General features: G+C 66.1%; 18 protein-coding genes. 9 read left to right on the plus strand and 9 right to left on the minus strand.

The annotated features are described in order from the left end of the window. Positions 1 to 150 precede the first annotated feature (150 nt). From FDW83_RS01805 to FDW83_RS01830, 6 genes are read right to left on the minus strand one after another with little or no spacing between them, the layout of a single operon-like run. Positions 151 to 483, minus strand: coding sequence for a metal-sulfur cluster assembly factor (locus tag FDW83_RS01805; RefSeq protein ID WP_058267279.1), 333 nt, complete (start codon positions 481 to 483; stop codon positions 151 to 153). 12 nt (positions 484 to 495) lie between these two features. Then, positions 496 to 1,287, minus strand: a complete 792-nt coding sequence (sufC, locus tag FDW83_RS01810) for a Fe-S cluster assembly ATPase SufC (RefSeq protein WP_138135889.1) — start codon at positions 1,285 to 1,287, stop codon at positions 496 to 498. A 43-nt stretch (positions 1,288 to 1,330) separates the two neighbouring features. Further along, a complete protein-coding gene (locus tag FDW83_RS01815; protein ID WP_009357672.1) occupies positions 1,331 to 1,687 on the minus strand; it encodes a non-heme iron oxygenase ferredoxin subunit in 357 nt (118 codons plus the stop codon). A gap of 15 nt (positions 1,688 to 1,702) precedes the next feature. Further along, positions 1,703 to 2,944: a Fe-S cluster assembly protein SufD gene (sufD, locus tag FDW83_RS01820; protein WP_138135890.1), complete on the minus strand. Its 1,242-nt coding sequence runs from the start codon at positions 2,942 to 2,944 to the stop codon at positions 1,703 to 1,705. Then, the gene (sufB, locus tag FDW83_RS01825; RefSeq protein ID WP_138135891.1) at positions 2,944 to 4,407 is read right to left on the minus strand and encodes a Fe-S cluster assembly protein SufB; all 1,464 of its coding nucleotides are present in this window, start codon (positions 4,405 to 4,407) and stop codon (positions 2,944 to 2,946) included. Before sufB ends, sufD begins: the two co-directional genes overlap by 1 nt. After that, a complete protein-coding gene (locus FDW83_RS01830) occupies positions 4,407 to 5,222 on the minus strand; it encodes a metalloregulator ArsR/SmtB family transcription factor (protein WP_138135892.1) in 816 nt (271 codons plus the stop codon). The genes sufB and FDW83_RS01830 overlap by 1 nt, the downstream gene beginning before the upstream one ends. Before the next feature lie 142 nt (positions 5,223 to 5,364). Here FDW83_RS01830 and FDW83_RS01835 point away from each other — a divergent pair, with 142 nt between their 5' ends. Genes FDW83_RS01835 through FDW83_RS01845 form a run of 3 tightly spaced genes read left to right on the plus strand, consistent with a single transcriptional unit; the run spans position 5,365 to position 8,085 of the window. Then, positions 5,365 to 6,333, plus strand: coding sequence for an ABC transporter ATP-binding protein (locus FDW83_RS01835; protein ID WP_138135893.1), 969 nt, complete (start codon positions 5,365 to 5,367; stop codon positions 6,331 to 6,333). Beyond that, on the plus strand, positions 6,330 to 7,133 hold the full coding sequence (locus FDW83_RS01840) for an ABC transporter permease (protein ID WP_138135894.1): 804 nt from the start codon (positions 6,330 to 6,332) through the stop codon (positions 7,131 to 7,133). The genes FDW83_RS01835 and FDW83_RS01840 overlap by 4 nt, the downstream gene beginning before the upstream one ends. A gap of 7 nt (positions 7,134 to 7,140) precedes the next feature. Further along, positions 7,141 to 8,085 carry a heme A synthase gene (locus tag FDW83_RS01845; RefSeq protein WP_138135895.1) on the plus strand — a complete coding sequence of 315 codons (945 nt, stop codon included), beginning with the start codon at positions 7,141 to 7,143 and terminating at the stop codon, positions 8,083 to 8,085. 75 nt (positions 8,086 to 8,160) lie between these two features. Here FDW83_RS01845 and FDW83_RS01850 read toward each other — a convergent pair whose 3' ends face one another. Next, a complete protein-coding gene (locus tag FDW83_RS01850; RefSeq protein ID WP_138135896.1) occupies positions 8,161 to 10,461 on the minus strand; it encodes a bifunctional SulP family inorganic anion transporter/carbonic anhydrase in 2,301 nt (766 codons plus the stop codon). A gap of 228 nt (positions 10,462 to 10,689) precedes the next feature. Further along, complete coding sequence (locus FDW83_RS01855) at positions 10,690 to 11,652, minus strand: heme o synthase (RefSeq protein WP_138135897.1); 963 nt, start codon at positions 11,650 to 11,652, stop codon at positions 10,690 to 10,692. 440 nt (positions 11,653 to 12,092) lie between these two features. Here FDW83_RS01855 and tkt point away from each other — a divergent pair, with 440 nt between their 5' ends. Genes tkt through pgl form a run of 6 tightly spaced genes read left to right on the plus strand, consistent with a single transcriptional unit; the run spans position 12,093 to position 20,322 of the window. Next, positions 12,093 to 14,210: a transketolase gene (tkt, locus tag FDW83_RS01860; RefSeq protein WP_138136106.1), complete on the plus strand. Its 2,118-nt coding sequence runs from the start codon at positions 12,093 to 12,095 to the stop codon at positions 14,208 to 14,210. A gap of 25 nt (positions 14,211 to 14,235) precedes the next feature. Beyond that, positions 14,236 to 15,351: a transaldolase gene (gene tal / locus FDW83_RS01865; RefSeq protein WP_138135898.1), complete on the plus strand. Its 1,116-nt coding sequence runs from the start codon at positions 14,236 to 14,238 to the stop codon at positions 15,349 to 15,351. A gap of 6 nt (positions 15,352 to 15,357) precedes the next feature. Further along, positions 15,358 to 16,989, plus strand: a complete 1,632-nt coding sequence (locus FDW83_RS01870; protein ID WP_138135899.1) for a glucose-6-phosphate isomerase — start codon at positions 15,358 to 15,360, stop codon at positions 16,987 to 16,989. 15 nt (positions 16,990 to 17,004) lie between these two features. Continuing rightward, positions 17,005 to 18,576, plus strand: coding sequence for a glucose-6-phosphate dehydrogenase (gene zwf / locus FDW83_RS01875; protein WP_171027408.1), 1,572 nt, complete (start codon positions 17,005 to 17,007; stop codon positions 18,574 to 18,576). Further along, entirely contained in the window at positions 18,573 to 19,514 is a 942-nt protein-coding gene (locus FDW83_RS01880; protein ID WP_138135900.1) for a glucose-6-phosphate dehydrogenase assembly protein OpcA, read from the plus strand. Before zwf ends, FDW83_RS01880 begins: the two co-directional genes overlap by 4 nt. Beyond that, positions 19,504 to 20,322: a 6-phosphogluconolactonase gene (pgl, locus tag FDW83_RS01885; RefSeq protein ID WP_138135901.1), complete on the plus strand. Its 819-nt coding sequence runs from the start codon at positions 19,504 to 19,506 to the stop codon at positions 20,320 to 20,322. The genes FDW83_RS01880 and pgl overlap by 11 nt, the downstream gene beginning before the upstream one ends. Here pgl and FDW83_RS01890 read toward each other — a convergent pair. Continuing rightward, positions 20,275 to 20,670, minus strand: coding sequence for an RNA polymerase-binding protein RbpA (locus FDW83_RS01890; protein ID WP_138135902.1), 396 nt, complete (start codon positions 20,668 to 20,670; stop codon positions 20,275 to 20,277). The two genes, pgl and FDW83_RS01890, sit on opposite strands and share 48 nt — an antisense overlap. Positions 20,671 to 20,689 lie beyond the last annotated feature (19 nt).

The following is a 20,689-nucleotide window of genomic DNA, read 5'->3' on the forward strand; positions in this document are numbered from 1 at the left end:
CGAGGGGCCCCAATCGAGCTTGCGGGATTGGGGAGGTAGCCGGCAGGGTTCCCTGGCTGAGCTTGCGAGGTTAGGGAGCCGGTGGGGACGACGACGGGCGGTTACCTTTCCTTCGAAAGGTAACCGCCCGTCGTCGTACTTTCGGCTGTTCTAAATGTTGAAGCCGAGGGCCCGCATCTGGTCCTTGCCGTCATCGGTGATCCGCTCCGGACCCCATGGCGGCATCCACACCCAGTTCAGGCGCCAGTCGTCCACCACGCCGTCCAGCGCCTGGCCCACCTGCTCCTCAAGCACGTCGGTGAGCGGGCAGGCGGCGGTGGTCAGCGTCATGTCGATCAGCAGCGCGCCGTCGTCATCGGAGTACTTCAGGCCGTAGAGGAGGCCGAGGTCCACCACGTTGACCCCGAGTTCGGGGTCGATGACGTCCTTCAGCGCCTCTTCGACGTCCTCCAGGGCCGTCCGGCCCGGGGTGATTTCGGTCATGGCTGGTCCTAACTAGGCCTGTGCTGCTGCGGGAGCGGCGACGGCGGAACCGGCGCCCTTGACGTAACGGTCGTAGCCTTCTTCTTCCAGGCGGTCGGCGAGTTCCGGGCCGCCCTCCTCGACAACCTGGCCATCCACGAACACGTGCACGAAGTCCGGCTTGATGTAGCGCAGGATGCGGGTGTAGTGCGTGATCAGCAGGGTTCCCATGTTGCCCTGGGCGTGGGCGCGGTTCACGCCCTCGGAGACGACCTTGAGGGCGTCGACGTCCAGGCCGGAGTCGGTTTCGTCCAGGACGGCGAACTTCGGCTTGAAGAGTTCGAGCTGCAGGATCTCGACGCGCTTCTTCTCGCCGCCGGAGAAGCCCTCGTTGACGTTGCGCTGGGCGAAGTCGGCGTTGATGCGCAGCTGCTCCATGGCCGACTTGACGTCCTTGGTCCAGGTGCGCAGGGCCGGCGCCTGGCCGTCGATGGCGGTCTTGGCGGTGCGCAGGAAGTTGGTCATGGTCACGCCCGGGACCTCCACCGGGTACTGCATGGCCAGGAAGACACCGGCGCGGGCACGCTCGTCCACGCTCATCTCCAGGACGTCTTCGCCGTCGAGGGTGATGGAACCGCTGGTGACGGTGTAGCGGGGGTGGCCTGCGATGGTGGAGGCCAGGGTGGACTTGCCCGAACCGTTGGGGCCCATGATGGCGTGCGTTTCGCCGGTCCGGATGGTCAGGCTGACGCCCTTCAGGATCTCCTTGGTGCCCTGTTCCGTCTCAATGCTGACGTGCAGGTCCTTAATCTCAAGAGTTGACATGCTCTTCTTTCTTTTCGTTCGTAAGTCCGGTGCTGCAGGGCGCTCAGTAGTTGTCTACTGCGGCGCCGTTCAAAACATTGGTGACGTCCACGTAGACGTCGTCGCCGTCCAGTTCGACGGCGAAAACGGGAACGGGATCGTAGGCGGGAAGCTGCAGGGGCTGGCCGCTGCGCAGGTCGAACTGGGAACCGTGGCCCCAGCATTCGATGGCGCAGCCTTCCACATCCCCTTCGGACAGCGAAATGTCGGCGTGCGAGCAGGTGTCCCCGATGGCGTGGATATCGCCCATCGAATCCCGCACCACGGCTACCGGATAATCGTCGATCAGGATACGCAGCGCCTGCTTGACCTGGATGTCATTGGCGTTGCACACCAGCTCGCCCTTGGGCTTCCCACTCATGCGTCCCTGCCTGTCCTAGTTGTCGCCTGCGGCGAGTTCGCGTTCCACAGCCTCGGTCAGGCGCTCTTCGAGGGCCGGGACCTTGATCTTCTGGATGATTTCGTTAAGGAAGCCACGGACCACCAGGCGGCGGGCGACGTCTTCCGGGATGCCGCGGGCCATGAGGTAGAACAGGTGCTCGTCGTCGAAGCGGCCGGTGGCGCTGGCGTGCCCGGCACCTTCGATGAGGCCCGTTTCGATTTCCAGGTTGGGAACGGAGTCCGCGCGGCAACCGTCGGTCAGGACCAGGTTCTGGTTCTTCTCGTAGGAGTCGGTGCCTTCTGCCTGCTTCTGGATCAGGACGTCACCCACCCAGACGGTGTGCGCACCCTTGCCCTGCAGCGCGCCCTTGTAGAGCACGTTGGAGGTGCAGTTGGCCACGTTGTGGTCCACGAAGGAGCGGTGCTCAAGGTGCTGGCCGGCGTCGGCAAAGTACAGGCCGAGGAGTTCAGCCTCGGCCCCTTCACCGGCGAACCGGACGTTGGAGTTGAGCCGGACGATCTTGCCGCCGAGCGTCACGGCGATGTGCTTGTAGACGGCGTCCTTGGCAACTTCGGCGTCGTGCTGGGCCAGGTGCTTGCCGTCGTCCTCCCACAGCTGGACGGAAACCACGGTCAGCTGGGCGCCTTCGCGGACGAAAACCTCCACGTTGCCATTGTGGTCGGCGGAGCCGTCGTGCTCGAGGATCACCACGGCGCGGCTGTTTTCAAGAGCCTCGACCACCACGTGCGAGTTGGAGCGGCGGCCGGCGCCCTTGCCCGTGAGGACAACGCGGACGGGCTCGTCCAGTTCGGCGTTGGCCGGGACCTGGATGAACAGGGCCTCGTCGGCGTTGGCGGAAGCGACGACGGCGGCACGGTCGGCGGGGACGAGCGTGGCACCGCGGGGGGCCTCGCCGGCGCGCAGCGTCCGCTGGACGAACGCCTCCGGCGCCTCGACGGCGACGTTCAGGACGTCACCGTCGCTGGGGGCGTCGGAGAGCAGGTTGGCCAGTTCCCGGACGGGAGTGAAGCGCCATTCCTCTTCCCGGCCGGTGGGCAGTGCGAAATCGGCGACGTCGTGGCTGGTGAGGCGTTCCGCGCGGGACGCCATGACCTGCACGCCGTGGCTGTGGTGGCGGTCCACCTTCGAGGGGACGAGCTGTTCGCCCTCCTCAGTGAAACCGGCGATCGAGGGTGCGCCGATGCGCGCCTTTTCGGTGGTTGCTTCGGCAGTCATTAACCGACGGATCCTTCCATCTGGAGTTCGATGAGGCGGTTGAGCTCAAGGGCGTATTCCATGGGGAGCTCACGGGCGATCGGCTCGATGAAGCCGCGCACGATCATGGCCATGGCCTCGTCCTCGGGCATGCCGCGGGACATGAGGTAGAACAGCTGTTCCTCACTGACGCGGGAGACAGTTGCCTCGTGTCCCAGCTGCACATCGTCCTCGCGGATGTCGATGTACGGGTAGGTGTCAGAGCGTGAAATGGTGTCCACCAGCAGCGCGTCGCAGCGCACGGTGTTGGCTGAGTGCTTGGCGCCTTCCCGGACCTGGACCAGGCCGCGGTAGGCGGCACGGCCGCCGCCGCGGGCCACGGACTTGGAGATGATGGAGCTCTTGGTGTTCGGAGCGATGTGCACCATCTTGGAGCCGGTGTCCTGGTGCTGGCCCTCGCCGGCGAACGCGATGGACAGGGTTTCGCCCTTGGCGTGCTCACCCACGAGGTACACGGCCGGGTACTTCATGGTGACCTTGGAGCCGATGTTGCCGTCTACCCATTCCATGGTGGCGCCCTCTTCGCAGACGGCACGCTTGGTCACCAGGTTGTACACGTTGTTGGACCAGTTCTGGATGGTGGTGTACCGGACGCGGGCGCCCTTCTTGACCACGATTTCCACGACGGCGGAGTGCAGCGAGTCCGAGGTGTAGATCGGCGCGGTGCATCCTTCGATGTAGTGGACGTAGGAGTCCTCGTCGGCGATGATCAGGGTCCGCTCGAACTGGCCCATGTTCTCGGTGTTGATGCGGAAGTAGGCCTGCAGCGGGATGTCAACGTGGACGCCCTTCGGGACGTAGACAAAGGAGCCGCCGGACCATACAGCCGTGTTCAAGGAGGCAAACTTGTTGTCGCCCACCGGAATCACGGTGCCGAAGTATTCCTGGAAGATCTCCGGGTGCTCCTTCAGCGCGGTGTCGGTGTCCAGGAATATGACGCCCTGGGCCTCGAGGTCCTCGCGGATCTGGTGGTAGACCACCTCGGACTCGTACTGCGCGGCAACACCGGAAACAAGGCGGCTGCGCTCGGCTTCCGGGATACCCAGCTTCTCGTACGTGTTCCGGATGTCCTCGGGCAGGTCTTCCCAGCTGGCTGCCTGCTTCTCCGTGGAGCGGACGAAGTACTTGATGTTGTCGAAGTCGATGCCGGACAGGTCCGCGCCCCAGGTGGGCATGGGCTTGCGGTCGAAGTACTTGAGGCCCTTGAGGCGGAGGTCAAGCATCCAGTCCGGCTCGCTCTTCTTGGCCGAAATGTCGCGGACAACCTCTTCGTCGAGCCCACGGCGTGCGTTCGCGCCGACGTCGTTCTTGTCGGCCCAGCCGTACTCGTAGTTGCCGATGCCGTGCAGCTCGGGATTCTTTTCCAGAATCTCCGAGATCACAGTGTTTTCGGCTACTGCTTTCTCTGATAGTTGGTCCGTCATCACGGCCTTTCTTGCTGATGGTTGATTTCTTCGACCAGGCCGGCGGGGGCTGCAGCGGGCCTTATGGGCGCCAGGGCAGACAGCCTGCCTGTAGGAATGTGGGTGGTGCAGACATGCCCGCCGCGGGACAGCGTGGAGAGCCGGCGCACGTCCACGCCCACCAGCCTGGCGAACACCTCGGTCTCCACGTCGCAGAACACGGGGAACCGGGCTGCGAGCTGCTGGATGGGGCAGTGGCCCTGGCACAGCTGCACACTGGAAAGGGCAGCGGGAAGCGGGGCTTTGGCCTCGATGGACGCCGTGGAGGAAACGAAATTGTCGCGGGTCAGCGCTTCGGACAATGCCCGCGCGCGGTCCGCGATGTCCGGGCCGGCCTTCTCGATCTCGGGCGCATACCGCCGTTCCATGTCGGCAAAACGCTCGACGGCGAAAGCGCGGACGGCGTCCGGTCCGGCGACTTTTTGCAGCTGCTGGAGCGCCAGGGCCGCAATGGACAGGTAGTCATCGCCGAGACTGGACTGGCCCTGGGAACTGAGGACGTAGCGGCGGGCAGGACGGCCCGCGCCCGCGCCGGATTTCGCGATTCTCTTGACTTCGATGATGCCGGCACGGGATAAATGGTCCAGGTGGCGGCGCACCGCAGCCGGCGTGAAGCCGAGCAGGTCGCCAAGTTCCGCAGCGCTGACGGGTCCGTTCTCGAGGACCGCAGCCAGGACGCGGTCCCGGGTGCGCTCATCGGCGTCAGCCACCGGACCGGCGGCCACAGGCCCGCGGTCTGCAGGGGCCGGCGGGGCCCCGTGCCCAGCAACAGGCACAGCAGTAGCATTACTCACGGAATACACAACACAATGATGTCGTAATTTAGTCCCCCGCTCCAGTAAGGGCAGGCTGACCTCAGCGGGCGGGTGTGCGCCAGCGCGGGTCCGCGGAAAATACTACATCCCGTAGAATATTCGGGTGCGTTCTCCACAATCCCCCGTGCTGTCGATCAGCGGACTAATTAAGGATGTTGGCCCGCTGCCAAGCCTGGACGGCAAAATGCTGCGGGTGGTCAGCGGCATCTCCCTGACTGCCGAAAGGGGCCAGGTCACCGCCCTGCTGGGAGCCAACGGCGCGGGGAAAACCACCACGCTCGAGTGCGCGCAAGGCCTGCAGAAGCGCACCGGCGGCAGCATTTCCCTGCTGGGCCATGATCCTGCCACGGCAGGGGCCGGGTTGCGCTCACGCGTCGGCGTGATGCTGCAGGACGGCGGGCTCCCGCCGTCGGCCCGCCCCATCCCCCTGCTGAGGCACATCGCCGGCCTCTACGCCAGGCCCTGGAATGTGGAAGAACTGGTGGGGCGCCTGGGCATCGACACCTTCGGCAGGACCACCGTGCGCAGGCTCTCCGGAGGCCAGAAGCAGCGGCTCGCGCTGGCTGCGGCCCTGATCGGCAAACCCGAAGTCCTCTTCCTGGATGAGCCGAGCGCGGGCCTGGATCCGCAATCCCGGCAGCTGGTGTTCGACCTGATTTCCGAGCTCCGTGACGGCGGGATGGGGATCATCCTCACCACGCACCTCATGGATGACGCCCAGCGCCTGGCGGACTATGTCTACATCATCGACAGCGGCCGGAACGTTGCCGAGGGCACGGTGCCGGAGCTGCTGCGGCGCAGTCCCGAGGTGGAGGCCGGGGCGGAGCACGTCAGGACACTGGTGTTCGAGGCACCATCCGGGCTCGATCTTTCCAGGGTGCTCCCGGCCGGCATCAACGTCTCCGAAACCCGGGCCGGCAGCTATAAAGTCACAGGTCCGCTGATGCCCGCCCATCTCGCAACGCTGGCGGCATGGTGGGAAGCCCACAACATCATGCCCGGGTCAATGAGCCTGCAGGCGCGTAGCCTTGAAGACGTCTTTCTGGATATTTCGGGAAAGGACATCCGATGACCCGGACTCCTGCCGGCGCTGCCGCCGCTGCAGCATCCGGCCACTCCGGAAGCGCCGGACAGCAGCCTGCCGCGCTGCCGAAGCGCGTACTGCTGCAGGGCAGGTACGAGGCCCTGGCGATGCTGCGCAACGGCGAGCAATTGATCCTTGCCGTTGTTTTGCCCCTGCTTGCACTCGTCGGCCTGACAGTGACGCCGCTCCTTGACGGAATGGGAGCCAGCCGGATCAACGTGGCGGTGCCCGGCATCCTTGCCCTGTGCGCCATGTCAACGGCTTTTACCGGGCAGGGCATCGCCACCGGTTTCGACCGCCGCTACGGGGTGCTCCGCTTCCTCTCGACCACTCCCCTGGGCCGTGGCGGGCTTATCGCCGGCAAGGTCATCTCGGTCCTGGCTGTCCTCTGCATCCAGGTGGCGGTGGTCTCCGCTGTTGCGCTTGCCCTGGGCTGGCAGCCGACGGCGGCGGGCTGGCTTCCCGGCCTGGCCCTCCTGGCGTTGGGCGCCGCCGCCTTCACGGCCCTTGGGCTGCTGGTGGCGGGCACCGTCCGGCCTGAGGCCACGCTTGCCATCACCAACCTGCTGTGGATCCTCCTTGGCGCGCTGGGAGGCATTGTGATCCCCGCTGACAAGCTCCCTGCAGCTGCGCAGCCGGCAGTGGGGTTCCTGCCTTCGGGTGCGTTGGGCGAGTCCCTGCGCGAAGCATTCCTTAACGGCGCCGTCGACGTCGGCGCCGCCCTCATCCTGCTGCTCTGGGCCCTCGTGGCCGGGGCGGCAGCCATCCGTTGGTTCAAGTGGAATTGAGAGAATCGTGAGCACGGCATCACGCCTTCCCCAGCTGGCCGGCCGCCTGGTATCCAGGCTGCCCCGGACCGTAGACATCCGGGTCCGGCGGCTCGCTGTCGCATCCTTGATTGGCCAGACCGTGCTGGTGGTTACCGGCGGTGCCGTCCGCCTGACCGCGTCCGGCCTGGGCTGCCCGACGTGGCCGCGCTGCACCGACACGTCGCTGGTCAACACCCCGGAAATGGGCATCCACGGGTTCATCGAGTTCGGCAACAGGCTGCTTACCTTTGCCCTGGCCGCGGTCGCCGCGCTCATGCTGGTGTACCTGTGGAACCTCCGCAGGGAGCGCAGGGACCTCTTCCTTCTTGCGCTTGGCCTCCTGGCGAGCATCCCCGCCCAGGCCGTCATCGGCGGCATCACCGTCCTGACTCACCTCAACCCGTGGGTGGTGGGGTTGCACTTCCTGGTGTCCATGTCCCTGGTGGTGTTCGCCACGCTCCTCGTAAACCGGGCCTTCGGCAGGACAGGCCGGTTTATGGCCGTCCGGCACCCCGCCCTGCCGGGCGTCATGCGTCCGGTAACTGCCGCCGTCGCGCTTTTTTCCGCCCTTGCGGTGATGCTGGGAGTAGTGGTCACTGGTGCCGGCCCGCACGCCGGCGACGCGGACGCCCCCCGGAACGGGCTGGACTGGGACCTCTTTTCGCACATCCATGCAGTCCCCGCCTACCTGATCACCATCGGCACCGTGGCGGCACTGGCGCTGGTGTTCCTGCGCCGGATCACCGGCCCGTTCCGCAATGCTGTCCTGGGGCTGCTCGCTGTGACGGTGCTGCAGGCCATCATCGGCTTCACGCAGTACTACAACGGTATTCCGGTCCTGCTGGTGGGAGCCCACATGCTGGGGGCCGCACTGCTGATGGCCGCGGCAACCAACGCCTGGGACATCGCCCGTTCCAGCCCTGTCCAGTAACTGCCCCAGCTTCCAACAGAGCGCCCCGGTTCCGCCGAACCGGGGCGCTCTTTGTGCTTGTGGGCTGCGCCAGGATCAGCGGGCAGTGGCGGCCCCGGCCGCAGCTGGATGCGACGGATCGAGGAACTTGATTCCGGACGTGGTCACCAGCAGTACCCGCGCGCTGCCGATATCGTAGAACAAGCCCGTGGCCTGCAGCGCACCCCGGGTGAGCGCAGGACCCACCACCGGATGGGATTCCAATTTGGCAAGCTGCACGGCCACGTTGACCATTCCCAGCTGGTCCAGCCGGCTATATCCCGCTTCTGCCGCCGCCAGCGCCACCGGATGCCCGTCCTGCAGTTCGCGGTAGCTTGGCCGGGCGTGGTCCAGCCAGGCATCGAATCCCGCCCCCAAAGACGGCCCGGTGTCCCCGCCGGCGTCCGCGATGACCGCCTTCATGGCCCCGCAGTTCGAGTGGCCGCAAATCACAATCGAGTCCACATCCAGACCTTTGACGGCAAAGGACAGCACGGCATCGATCGATGCGTCCCGGCCGTCCCGGCACACCACGTTGCCGATATTGCGCAGGGTCAGCAGGTCCCCCGGGCCGCTGCTGGTGATCAGGTTCGGATTCACCCGTGAGTCGACGCAGGCCACGAACAGGGTGTCCGGGTCCTGGCCGTCGGTCAGGTCCTGCACCATGGGCCGGACCTTGTCGGCGAAGCGCCGGTGGTACTTGTCGATTCCGTGGAGGATGGAGTATTTCGGCTCCACATCCTGGCCGGGTCCGCCGGGCTTCCGGGACGCCCGTGGCGGCAGGGGCAGTTCGCTGGCTTCCTGCCGTTTCGGCGCCTGATGCTCGGCATCCCGGAACAGGGTGTTGCCGTGTTCCTCGACAAGGACGGTCCCGCCGGATGCCTCATACTGCTTCCGCCACGCGACGACGGCCTCGCGGAAGGCGTGGTCCAGGTAGTCGGCGTTCAATTCCACCACTACGTCCCTGCCTTCCGGGACGGACTGCAGCACCCGGTTCAGGCGCGGCAAGGCGAAGAAGCTGCATGATCCGGTAATAGCCACCCGCCACAGGACCGATGGCGGCACGGGCGGGTGCGCGTGCACCGACGCCCGCAGCACCCGCCACAACACGCTGGCCGCAGCCAGCGCCAGCCCGATGAGGACGCCTTCGAGCAGGTTGAGGAAGACGACGCAGGCCAGCGTCACGGTGTAGATCAGCAGGTCACCGGTGCGCATGCTGGTCCGGATGTCCGCCACCTTGATCAGCCGCGCGCCGATCACCATCAGCAGTCCGGCCAGCACGGCGAGCGGGATCAGCTGGATGAGTCCCGCAAAGAAAGCCGAGAAGGTGAGGACCCACACGCCGTGCAGGAATGCGGACGCCCGGGTGGCTGCACCGGCTTCAACGTTGGTGGCACTGCGGACAATAACCCCTGTCACGGGGAGGCCGCCCAGGGTGCCCGAGACTATGTTGGCGGCTCCCTGACCCAAAAGTTCGCGGTTGAGGTTGGTGCGGCGGCCGTTGTGCATCTTGTCCACTGCCACGGCGGACAACAGGGATTCGATGCTGGCGATCAGGGCCATCGAGAGGACGGCGAACGCAACGGCACGCCAGTTGCCTTCGGGCAGTTCCGGCAGCGCGATGGCGTCGAGGATGGAGCCGGTGAAGGATATGCGCTCCACGGAGGGGGCAAACGCCACGGACAGAGCTGTGCCGGCAACGACGGCGGCCAGCGGCCCGGGCACACTGCGCACGGGACCGGGAAGGTGCTTCCAGCCCAGGAGGATCACCACGACGGCGAGGCCCAGCAGTGCGGCGTGCAGTTCGACGTTCGTGATGGCGGCAGGCAGGGCGCTCAGGTTTTCGAGGGCCGAACCGGCAGGCTGCGATCCGAGCAGGACGTGGACCTGCTGCAGCATGATCGTGATGCCGATTCCGGCCAGCATCGCCTTCACCACCACGGGTGAGACCGCCAGGGCAGCCCTGCCCACCCGGCTGACGCCGAGCAACAGCTGGACGGCGCCGGCACCGGCCGTGATCAGGCAGGTTACCTGCCAGCCGAATTCCTGGACCAAACCGGCGACAATGACGGTGAGCCCGGCGGCAGGGCCGCTCACCTGCAGCGGGGAACCCCCCAGGCTGCCGGCAACGATGCCCCCGACGGCAGCCGCGATGAGGCCGGCCATCACGGGGGCACCGGAGGCCGCCGCGATGCCAAGGCTTAGCGGCAGGGCAACAAGGAACACCACAAGGGATGCGGGAAGGTCGGCCCTCAGTTGGCCGGCGAAGCGGGACACCTTTCGTGCAGGAGGGATACCAGCGGGCTTACCCGGCGGACTATGGCTGGGAGCGGTGGACGGATCTGATGCCTGTGCCATGGTTTCTTCCTTTGCTCAGCGGGCAGGATCAAAACCACGGTAACCGGGCTGTCACCGTTGGTGACAGCAAACGTGACAAGCATGACAAAAGTGTCACACAGAGGAACCGTCGCTGGCCCGGGAACGTTGAGGACAGGACCGTCGGCTGCCTGCTGGCATGGCACAAAAAGACGCCGCCCCGGACCTAAGAGTCCGTGGCGGCGCCGTTGGGAATTGGGGTGGCGGTGCCTAGCCGGCTGCCATCACGGCGGGACCGATGAAAGGGTCAACGGCGAGGGCAATAAAGAGGAGGGTGAGGTAGCTGATGGAGCCGTGGAAGACCTTCATGGCCCGCTTGCCGGAGATGTCCTCACGCTGGGCCTGGTTGTACAGGGAGTGTGACTCGTAGAGGAACCATGCCCCGGCCAGGACCGCCGTTGCCGTGTAGACCCAGCCCGCGCCGCCGGCCGGAACCATCAGGAGTGAGCAGGCCACCATGGCCCAGGCGTAGAGGACCACCTGGACGGAGACCACCTTGGCGCCGGCGATGGCGCCCAGCATGGGCACGTTGGCGTTCCGGTAGTCCTCGCCGTACCGCATGGACAGGGGCCAGTAGTGCGGGGGTGTCCACAGGAAGATGACCATGAAGAGGATGATTGCGGGCCAGTCCACGGAAGTGGTGACGGCGGCCCACGCGATGAGGACCGGGAAGCATCCTGCCGCCCCGCCCCACACAATGTTCTGGGCCGTACGCCGCTTGAGGATCATTGTGTAGATGACCACGTAGAAGAAGATTGCCCCCAGGCCGAGCCATGCCGACAAAGGATTCGCCCCGAACCACAGGATGGCGATGGCGGCCGCGCCGAGCACCCAGGAGAAAACCAGGGCCTCGCGAGGCGTGACCTCACCAGTGACCAGGGGCCGGTTTTCGGTGCGGTGCATCAGTTTGTCGATGTCACGGTCGATATAGCAGTTGAAGGCCCCTGCGCTGCCGGCCGCAAACGCGCCGCCAACAAGCGTGGCAAGGATCAGCCCGATCGAGGGGAAGCCGCGCTCCGCGTAGATCATGGTGGGCAGCGTGCTTACCAGCAGCAGCTCGATGACCCGCGGCTTGGTGAGGGCGAGATACGCCTTTGCCTTACGGGCAAACCCGGCACCTGATGCCCGGGATGCGTTCAGCGGCGTATCTGTTGTGCTCACGGTGGCAGTCACCCGTTCTGTGTGGCAGTTGTGTCTGGCGGTGCAGCAGCGGGCGGCTGGAAGGCCCGCTGCCCGGCGTTGGCCTCCGAATATCATACCGTGCCGCCACCCTCCGCCCCACCGCTGATATGCGCATTTGATCGGTGGAACGCCAATTCGAGCAGATTAACTCACCCTCACTGCAGGCCGATTCACAAAAGGGGAAATTGCGTCCAAAACGTGAGATTTGAGCCGCCCGGAGGGTGGAATAGAGCTAAGCTGTCACCAGATCAGCACGCAGCAAGGAAGCGGTGGAAAACGCATTCCCACGCTGTTCGGCGACTGAACGACAGACCAACATTTCGATGGCGACTGGTTACACACCGCAACGGGCGCCACACTGCGCTCCTACAACCGGACCCGGTGTGGCCGCTGCCATCAGCACAGAGAGGGGCCCGGTTTTCGTGCCACATTTGGAAGAGCAAGAACTGTCCTGGACCGAACTGGACCAGCGTGCTGTGGACACCGTCCGCGTGCTGGCCGCCGACGCCGTGGAGAAGGTCGGTAACGGCCACCCCGGCACCGCCATGAGCCTGGCTCCGGCCGCGTACCTGCTGTTCCAGAAGCTGATGCGCCACGATCCGCGCGATCCGCAGTGGATTGGCCGTGACCGGTTCATCCTCTCCCCCGGCCACACCTCGCTGACCCTGTACATCCAGTTGTTCCTCAATGGTTACGGCCTGGAACTGAAGGACCTGCAGGCGCTGCGGACCTGGGGTTCGCTGACCCCGGGACACCCGGAATACAAGCACACCGCGGGCGTGGAGATCACCACGGGCCCGCTGGGCCAGGGCCTGGCATCCTCGGTGGGCTTCGCCTACTCGCAGCGCCGCCAGCGCGGCCTGTTCGACGCCGACGCCGCTCCTGGCACCAGCCCGTTTGACCACACCATCTGGGTTATTGCCTCCGACGGCGACCTGCAGGAAGGCGTGACGGCCGAGGCTTCCTCGCTGGCCGGCCACCAGGAACTGGGCAACCTGGTTGTTCTCTACGATGAGAACCACATCTCCATCGAGGACGACACCGACATCGCCTTCACGGAGGATGTCCTGAAGCGCTACGAAGCCTACGGCTGGCACGTCCAGCGCGTTGACTGGACCAAGACCGGCGAATACAAGGAAGACGTCCAGGAACTGTACTCGGCCCTGTTCGCCGCCAAGGCCGAAACGTCCAAGCCGTCCATCGTCTCGCTGCGCACCATCATCGGCTACCCGGCCCCCAAGAAGCAGAACACCGGCAAGATCCACGGTTCCGCCCTGGGTGCCGAGGAAGTTGCAGCACTAAAGGAAGTACTGGGCTTCGATCCAGCCAAGACCTTCCAGGCCGAGGATGAGGTTCTGGCCCACGCCCGCTCCGTGGTGGACCGCGGGGCGGCCGCCCGAAAGGAATGGGAAGAGTCCTTCAACGCCTGGCAGGCCGCCAACCCCGAGGCCGCAGCCCTGCTGCAGCGCATCGAGGCCAGGGAACTGCCCGAAGGAGTCGACGCCGCCCTTCCGGTCTTCCCGGCCGGCAAGGACGTCTCCACCCGTGCCGCCTCCGGCAAGGTGCTGAACGCGCTCGGCCCGGTCCTGCCCGAACTCTGGGGCGGCTCGGCGGACCTCGCCGAATCGAACAACACGACCATTGAGGGTTCGCCGTCCTTTGTTCCGGCCTCCAAGCAGACCGATGCCTGGTCCGGCAACCCCTACGGCCGGGTGCTGCACTTCGGTATCCGCGAGCACGCCGCTGCCTCGATCGTGAACGGCATCGCCCTGCACGGCAACACCCGGGCGTTTTCCGGCACGTTCCTGATCTTCAGCGACTACCAGCGCCCGGCAATCCGCCTCGGTGCGCTGATGGGTGTGCCGTCCCTGTACGTGTGGACGCACGACTCCATCGGCCTGGGCGAGGACGGCCCCACCCACCAGCCGGTGGAACAGCTCGCCTCGCTGCGTGCCATCGTGGGCCTGGACGTCGTCCGCCCCGGTGACGCCAATGAAGTGGCCGTGGCCTGGAAGACCATGCTGGAAAACCACGCCAACCCGGCCGGCATCGTCCTGACCCGCCAGAACATTCCTACCTGGGAACGCGGCGCGGGCGAGGCCGAAGGCGATACCTTCGGCTCCACCGCCGGTGTGGCAAAGGGCGGCTACGTCCTGGCCGAGGCGTCAAAGGACGGTGCCACCGTCCCGGCCGACGTCATCCTGATCGCCACCGGTTCGGAGGTCCAGCTCGCCGTCAAGGCCCGTGAGGCCCTGCAGGCCGAAGGCATCGCGACGCGCGTCGTCTCCATGCCGTGCGTCGAGTGGTTCACCAAGCAGGACGCCGCCTACCGCGAGTCCGTCCTGCCCGCGGCCGTCAAGGCCCGTGTATCCGTTGAAGCAGGCCTTGCCCTGGGCTGGAAGGAATTCGTCGGCGACGCCGGCCGGTCCGTCAGCCTCGAACACTACGGCGCCTCCGCAGACTACAAGCGCCTTTTCCAGGAGTTCGGCATCACGGCAGAAGCCGTCGTGACCGCCGCCAAGGACTCCCTCGCAGGCCTGCAGGCCTAACAACGAATTTCAGGAGATAAAACAAATGACTACCCCCACCCAGCAGCTTTCCGACGCCGGCGTCTCCATCTGGCTCGACGACCTGTCCCGCGGCCGGCTTGAAACCGGCACCCTGGCCAGGCTCATCGAAGAGAAGAATGTGGTTGGCGTGACCACCAACCCGTCCATCTTCCATGCCGCCATCACCGCAGGCACCGACTACGACGCCACCATCGCAGCCTCGGCTGCAGCCGGCGCGAGCATCGAAGACACCATCTTCGAAATCACCACCACCGACGTCGCCGACGCCTGCGACCTCTTCGCCCCCGTGGCTGCAGCGACCAACGGTGTTGACGGCCGGGTGTCCATCGAAGTGGACCCCCGCCTTGCCTGGGACACCGCCGGCACCATTGCCGAGGCAAAGCACCTCTATAAGAAGGTCAATAAGGACAACGTCCTGATCAAGATCCCCGCCACGCTCGAAGGCCTTGAGGCGATCACCGCCACCCTGGCCGAGGGCATCAGCGTGAACGTCACCCTGATCTTCTCCCTGGAGCGCTACCGCGCCGTCATCAATGCCTTCCAGTCCGGCCTGGAGCAGGCCAGGGAAAACGGGCACGATCTCTCCAGGATCCACTCGGTGGCGTCCTTCTTCGTCTCCCGCGTGGACACCGAAATCGATAAGCGCCTCAGCGCCATCGGCACCGAGGAAGCGAACGCACTCAAGGGCAAGGCCGGCGTCGCAAACGCCCGTCTCGCCTACCAGGTATACGAGGAACTCTTCTCCACCGAGCGCTGGGCCCTTCTCGCCGAAGCCGGCGCCCTCCCCCAGCGCCCGCTCTGGGCTTCTACCGGCGTCAAGGACCCGGCCTACCCGGACACCCTCTACGTCACCGAACTCGTCGCACCCGGTGTCGTCAACACCATGCCCGAGAAGACCCTGGACGCCACCTTCGACCACGGCGTGGTCACCGGCAACACCATCTCCGGCACGTACGCCGAAGCCAACGCCACGCTGGATGCCCTGGAGAAGCTCGGCATTTCCTACAACGACGTCGTCGCCCTTCTGGAGTCCGAAGGCCTGGACAAGTTCGTGGCCAGCTGGAAGGAACTGCTGGCCGACGTTGAAGGCGCCCTCGCCTCTGCACGGAAGGCTTCTTAGTCCCCTATGAGCACTCTCAGCTACGACGCCACCGGCGCTGCCCGGCAGGCACTCGAACAGCACCTTCCCACCCTGGTTGAGGACCGCGTTGCCACCCGCATTTTCGCAAAGGACCACACCCTGTGGGGCCCGGACGCGGAAGCCGAGTCGGCCATCCGGCTCGGCTGGGTGGAAGCGGCCAGCGTCTCGCAGCCGCTGGTCAAGGACATCCTGGAACTCCGTGACGCCCTTCGGGCGGAAGGAGTGACCCGGATGGTTCTCTGCGGCATGGGCGGATCGTCCCTGGCGCCCGAGGTCATCGCCGGCACGGCCGGCGTCGAGCTGACCGTGCTGGACAGCACCGATCCTGACCAGGTCCGCGCTGCCCTGGCTGACCGGCTGGCCCAGACAGCCATCGTGGTGTCGTCCAAGTCCGGATCCACCGTGGAGACCGACTCCCAGCGCAGGATTTTCGAACACGTCTTCACCGAGGCAGGCCTCGATGCCAAGAGCCGCATCATCGTTGTCACCGATCCCGGCTCGCCGCTGGACAAGGCCTCGCGTGAGGCAGGCTACCGGGCGGTCTTCAATGCCGACCCGAACGTCGGCGGACGGTTCTCCGCGCTGACCGCATTCGGGCTGGTTCCCTGCGGCCTGGCCGGTGTGGACATCCAGGCCTTCCTGGATGAAGCCGAAGAAGCCGCCGAAATCCTCAATGACGATGCAAGCGAGAACATCGGGCTCGCCCTCGGCGCGGCGCTGGGCGGAACCGTCCCGCTGCGGAACAAGATCGTCATTGCCGAGGACGGCTCCGGCATTGTTGGTTTTGCAGACTGGGCCGAGCAGCTCATTGCTGAATCAACGGGCAAGCTTGGGACCGGCGTCCTTCCTGTGGTGGCCGGCGCCAACGCCCCCGAAGTCAACTCGGGCGCATCGGACATCCTGGTGGTGCGGCTGGTGAGCGCGGATGCCGACGTCGAACTTGGCGACAACCAGGTTGCGATCGCCGGTGGCCTGGCCACGCAGATGCTGGTATGGGAATTCGCCACCGCGGTGGCGGGCCGGCTGCTGGGGATCAATCCCTTCGACCAGCCGGACGTGGAAGCTGCGAAGGTAGCCGCCCATGGCCTGCTGGATGCGCAGCCGGAACCGACGCCTGCAGCATTCGTTGACGGTGCCATCGAGGTCCGCGGTGGCGACTGGCTCGCCGACGCTGCCACTGCCGAGGGCGCTGTGAAGGCGCTGCTGGGCACGCTCGAGGCGGACAGCTACCTCAGCGTCCAGGCGTACTTCGACCGCCTGGCCTTTGCCGGGCTGGAAGGAATCCGCGACGAACTGGCAGCCGCCACCGGCCGCCCGGTCACCTTCGGGTGGGGCCCGCGGTTCCTGCACTCCACCGGCCAGTTCCACAAGGGCGGCCCTGCCATCGGCGTCTTCCTCCAGGTGACCGCCGAACCGGCCGAAGATCTGGCCATCCCGGACCGCCCCTTCACGTTCGGTGAACTGATCGCCGCGCAGGCTGCAGGCGACGCCCAGGTACTGGGCGAACACGGCCGTCCCGTGCTGCGCCTGCACCTGACCAACCGTGCCGCCGGCGTGGCGCAGCTGCAGGACATTGTCGCAGCGCTCTCTGCCCGGGCATCCGTTACCGAAAGCTAAAGGCGCACAAGCAACATGCCAGAAACTGAATACGGCAGAACTTCCGGGTCGCGTCCGGGGAAGTTGTTGCGGAATCCGTTGCGGGATCCGCGGGATCGTCGTTTGAGCCGGATTGCGGGTCCGTCGTCGCTTGTGCTGTTTGGGGTGACGGGGGATTTGGCCCGGAAGAAGTTGTTGCCGGCGGTCTATGACCTGGCCAACCGTGGGTTGTTGCCGCCGAGCTTCGCGTTGGTGGGTTTTGGCCGGCGTGGGTGGAGTGATGCCGAGTTCGCGGCACAGGTGAAGTCCTCGGTGCAGTCCTTCGCGCGGACCCCGTTTGATGAGGCGGTGTGGAACCAGCTTTCCGAGGGGATCCGGTTCGTGCAGGGCGGGTTCGATGATGACGCCGCGTTCGAGCGGTTGGGCGAGGTGGTCAAGGAACTCGATGACGTCCGCGGCACACGCGGCAACCACGCGTTCTATCTGTCCATTCCGCCCAAGGCGTTTGAGCAGGTGTGCCGGCAGCTGTCCCGGCATGGCCTGGCGCAGGCGGACGGGGACAAATGGCGCCGGGTGGTGATTGAGAAGCCGTTCGGTCATGACCTGGAATCGGCCCGGGCGCTCAACGACATCGTGGAGTCGGTGTTCCCGCCGGACGCGGTGTTCCGGATTGATCATTACCTGGGCAAGGAAACGGTGCAGAACATCCTGGCCTTGCGGTTCGCGAACCAGTTGTTCGAGCCGTTGTGGAACGCGAACTACGTTGACCATGTGCAGATCACCATGGCCGAGGACATCGGCACCGGCGGCCGGGCAGGGTATTACGACGGCGTGGGCGCCGCGAGGGACGTGATCCAGAACCACCTGCTGCAGCTGCTGGCGCTGACGGCGATGGAGGAGCCGATCTCGTTCAACGCCGATGACCTGCGCGCGGAAAAGGAAAAGGTCCTCGCCGCCGTCAAGCTTCCGGAGGACCTGTCCACGCATTCGGCGCGGGGGCAGTTCACCGGCGGCTGGCAGGGCGGGGAGCAGGTGCAGGGCTACCTGGAAGAAGAAGGCATCCCGGCCGATTCGACCACCGAAACGTTCGCCGCGATCCGGGTGGACATCCACACCCGCCGCTGGTCCGGTGTGCCGTTCTACCTGCGGGCCGGCAAACGCCTGGGCAGGCGGGTCACGGAGATCGCCGTGGTGTTCAAACGCGCCCCCAACCTGCTGTTCCGCGACCACAGTGATGATGACTTCGGCCAGAACGCCGTGGTGATCCGGGTCCAGCCGGACGAGGGTGTGACCATCCGGTTCGGATCCAAGGTCCCGGGCACGCAGATGGAAGTCCGCGATGTCACGATGGACTTCGGGTACGGGCACTCGTTTACCGAATCCTCCCCGGAGGCGTATGAGCGGCTGATCCTGGATGTGCTGCTGGGTGAGCCGCCGTTGTTCCCGCGGCATGAGGAAGTGGAGCTGTCCTGGAAGATCCTTGACCCGTTCGAGGAATACTGGGCCACCCTGGACGAACAGCCCGAACCCTATGCCCCGGGATCCTGGGGCCCGGCCAGCGCCGATGAGCTGCTGGCCCGTGACGGACGAACCTGGAGAAGGCCATGATCGTAGACCTGCCGGAGACCACCACCTCGAATGTGTCCAAAAAGCTCATGGCCCTGCGCGAACAGGGCGGCGTGATCGCCCTGGGCCGGGTCCTGACCCTCGTGGTGGTCACCCGGTCCGGCCTGGAGGAAGAGGCGATCGAAGCCGCGAACGAGGCCAGCCGGGAACACCCCTGCCGGATCATCGTCCTGGCCGACGCCGGGGCAGACGCCGAGGACCGGCTGGACGCCCAGATCCGGGTCGGCGGGGACGCCGGCGCCTCCGAAGTGATCGTGCTGCGCGGCTACGGCCAGCTCGCCCACGAATCCGAGTCCCTGGTGGCCGCGCTGCTGCTCCCCGACGCTCCGATCGTGGCCTGGTGGCCGCACGGCGCCCCGGAAAACGCCTGCGAAACCTCCATCGGCCGGATCGCCCACCGCCGGATCACCGACTCCGCGAACGAACCCGACCCCCAGGCCGCCCTGGAAACCATCCACAAGACCTACCGCGCCGGCGACACCGACCTCGCTTGGACCCGCCTCACCAACTGGCGGATCCAACTCGCCGCCGCCCTGGATGAAGCGGACCCGTCGCCCGTGACCGCCGTCGCGGTTGAAGGTGCCTCGGATTCGCCAAGCACCATCCTCCTGGCGGCCTGGCTCACGCTGGCCTTGGAGGCGCCCGTCACCATCGTCGCGGATCCGGCAGGCACTGGCATCCGCCGCGTACGCCTGACCCGTCCCGGTGGCGACATCCAGCTCTTCCGCCCGGGGCTTTCCATCGCGGAACTCACCCAGCCCGGCCAGCCGGCCCAACGGATCTCCCTGCCCCGCCGCAGCCTCCGGGACTGCCTCGCCGAGGAGCTCCGCCGCCTTGACCCGGATGAAGTGTTTGGCGAAGTGATTACTATGGGACTGCCACGTACCAATCTAAGGAGCGTCCGTCCCAGTGAGCGTTGAGCCCAGAGTAAGCATCCATCCTGATTCGTCTGTCCTGATGGCGGCCATCGCGGCCCGGCTGATCACCAAGCTCGTGGACGTGCAGGACAAGTACGGCGAGGCCACTGTGGTGCTGACCGGGGGTACCGTGGGCATCGGTACGCTGAAAGCTGTTGCTGACTCTCCGGCAGCACCTGCCGTCGACTGGTCCAAGGTGAACTTCTGGTGGGGCGACGAGCGTTTTGTTGGCTCCGCGGACGCGGACCGCAACACGAAGCAGGCCTTCGATGCGCTGCTCTCGCACATTCCGGTTGACCCGGACCGGGTGCACCAGCCGGGTTCCGCGGACGAGTTCGCTACGCCGGAGGAGGCCGCGGAGGACTACGCCCGCCGCCTCCGGGAGGCCGCGGCCGCGGAGCACGCTGCGGACATGTCGGACGACCGTCCGGAGGACCCGGCCGCACTCCCCCGGCTGGATGTTGTACTGCTGGGCGTCGGCCCCGACGCCCATGTCGCTTCGCTGTTCCCTGAGCAGGCAGGCATCCGGGAGAAGGAACGCACCGTGGTGGGTGTCCGGAACTCGCCCAAGCCGCCTCCGCTCCGTATGTCACTGACGCTTCCTGCCATCAACACCGCCGCAGAGGTCTGGATGGTGGTGGCGGGCGAGGACAAGGCAGGTGCGGTCGGCCTCGCGCTGGCGGGGGCCAACCCCATTCAGGTTCCGGCTGCGGGCCCGCGGGGAACGTCACGTACCCTGTGGCTCATTGATGAAAACGCTGCGTCACGTGTCCCGCAGCAGCTCGTCCGGAAGGACGCCGCGGGCGCGTAGCTTTTCCAACGCTCCGGCCAGGACATCTTCGGCGTCCTGGCCGGAGCGTCTGTCTTTAACGTATTCCAGGTGGGTCTTGTAGCCGTCCTCGAACGCGTCCGCAGCCGCAGCTGCCTGCCCGTCCCTGGTGGCCGGACCGCCGCACCGCCTGCAGTCCCAAACGGCCGGAATCTGATCCTCGGGGAGCTTCAGGAAGACGGGCTGGGTTTCGTGGCCTTTGGCGCACCAGTAGGACACCCGGATCCGCGGCGGCGGGCTCCCCTGGTCGTCATTGGACTGGAGGCTGGATCCGCTTCCTGCCGTTACCCCTGCCCGGGTCCCGCGGAAGCCTGACGCTGGGTGGACCATCGGAACTCCTGCCTCGAAA

Source organism: Pseudarthrobacter sp. NamE2, from assembly GCF_005796205.1.
In the GTDB taxonomy this organism is placed as follows: domain Bacteria; phylum Actinomycetota; class Actinomycetes; order Actinomycetales; family Micrococcaceae; genus Arthrobacter.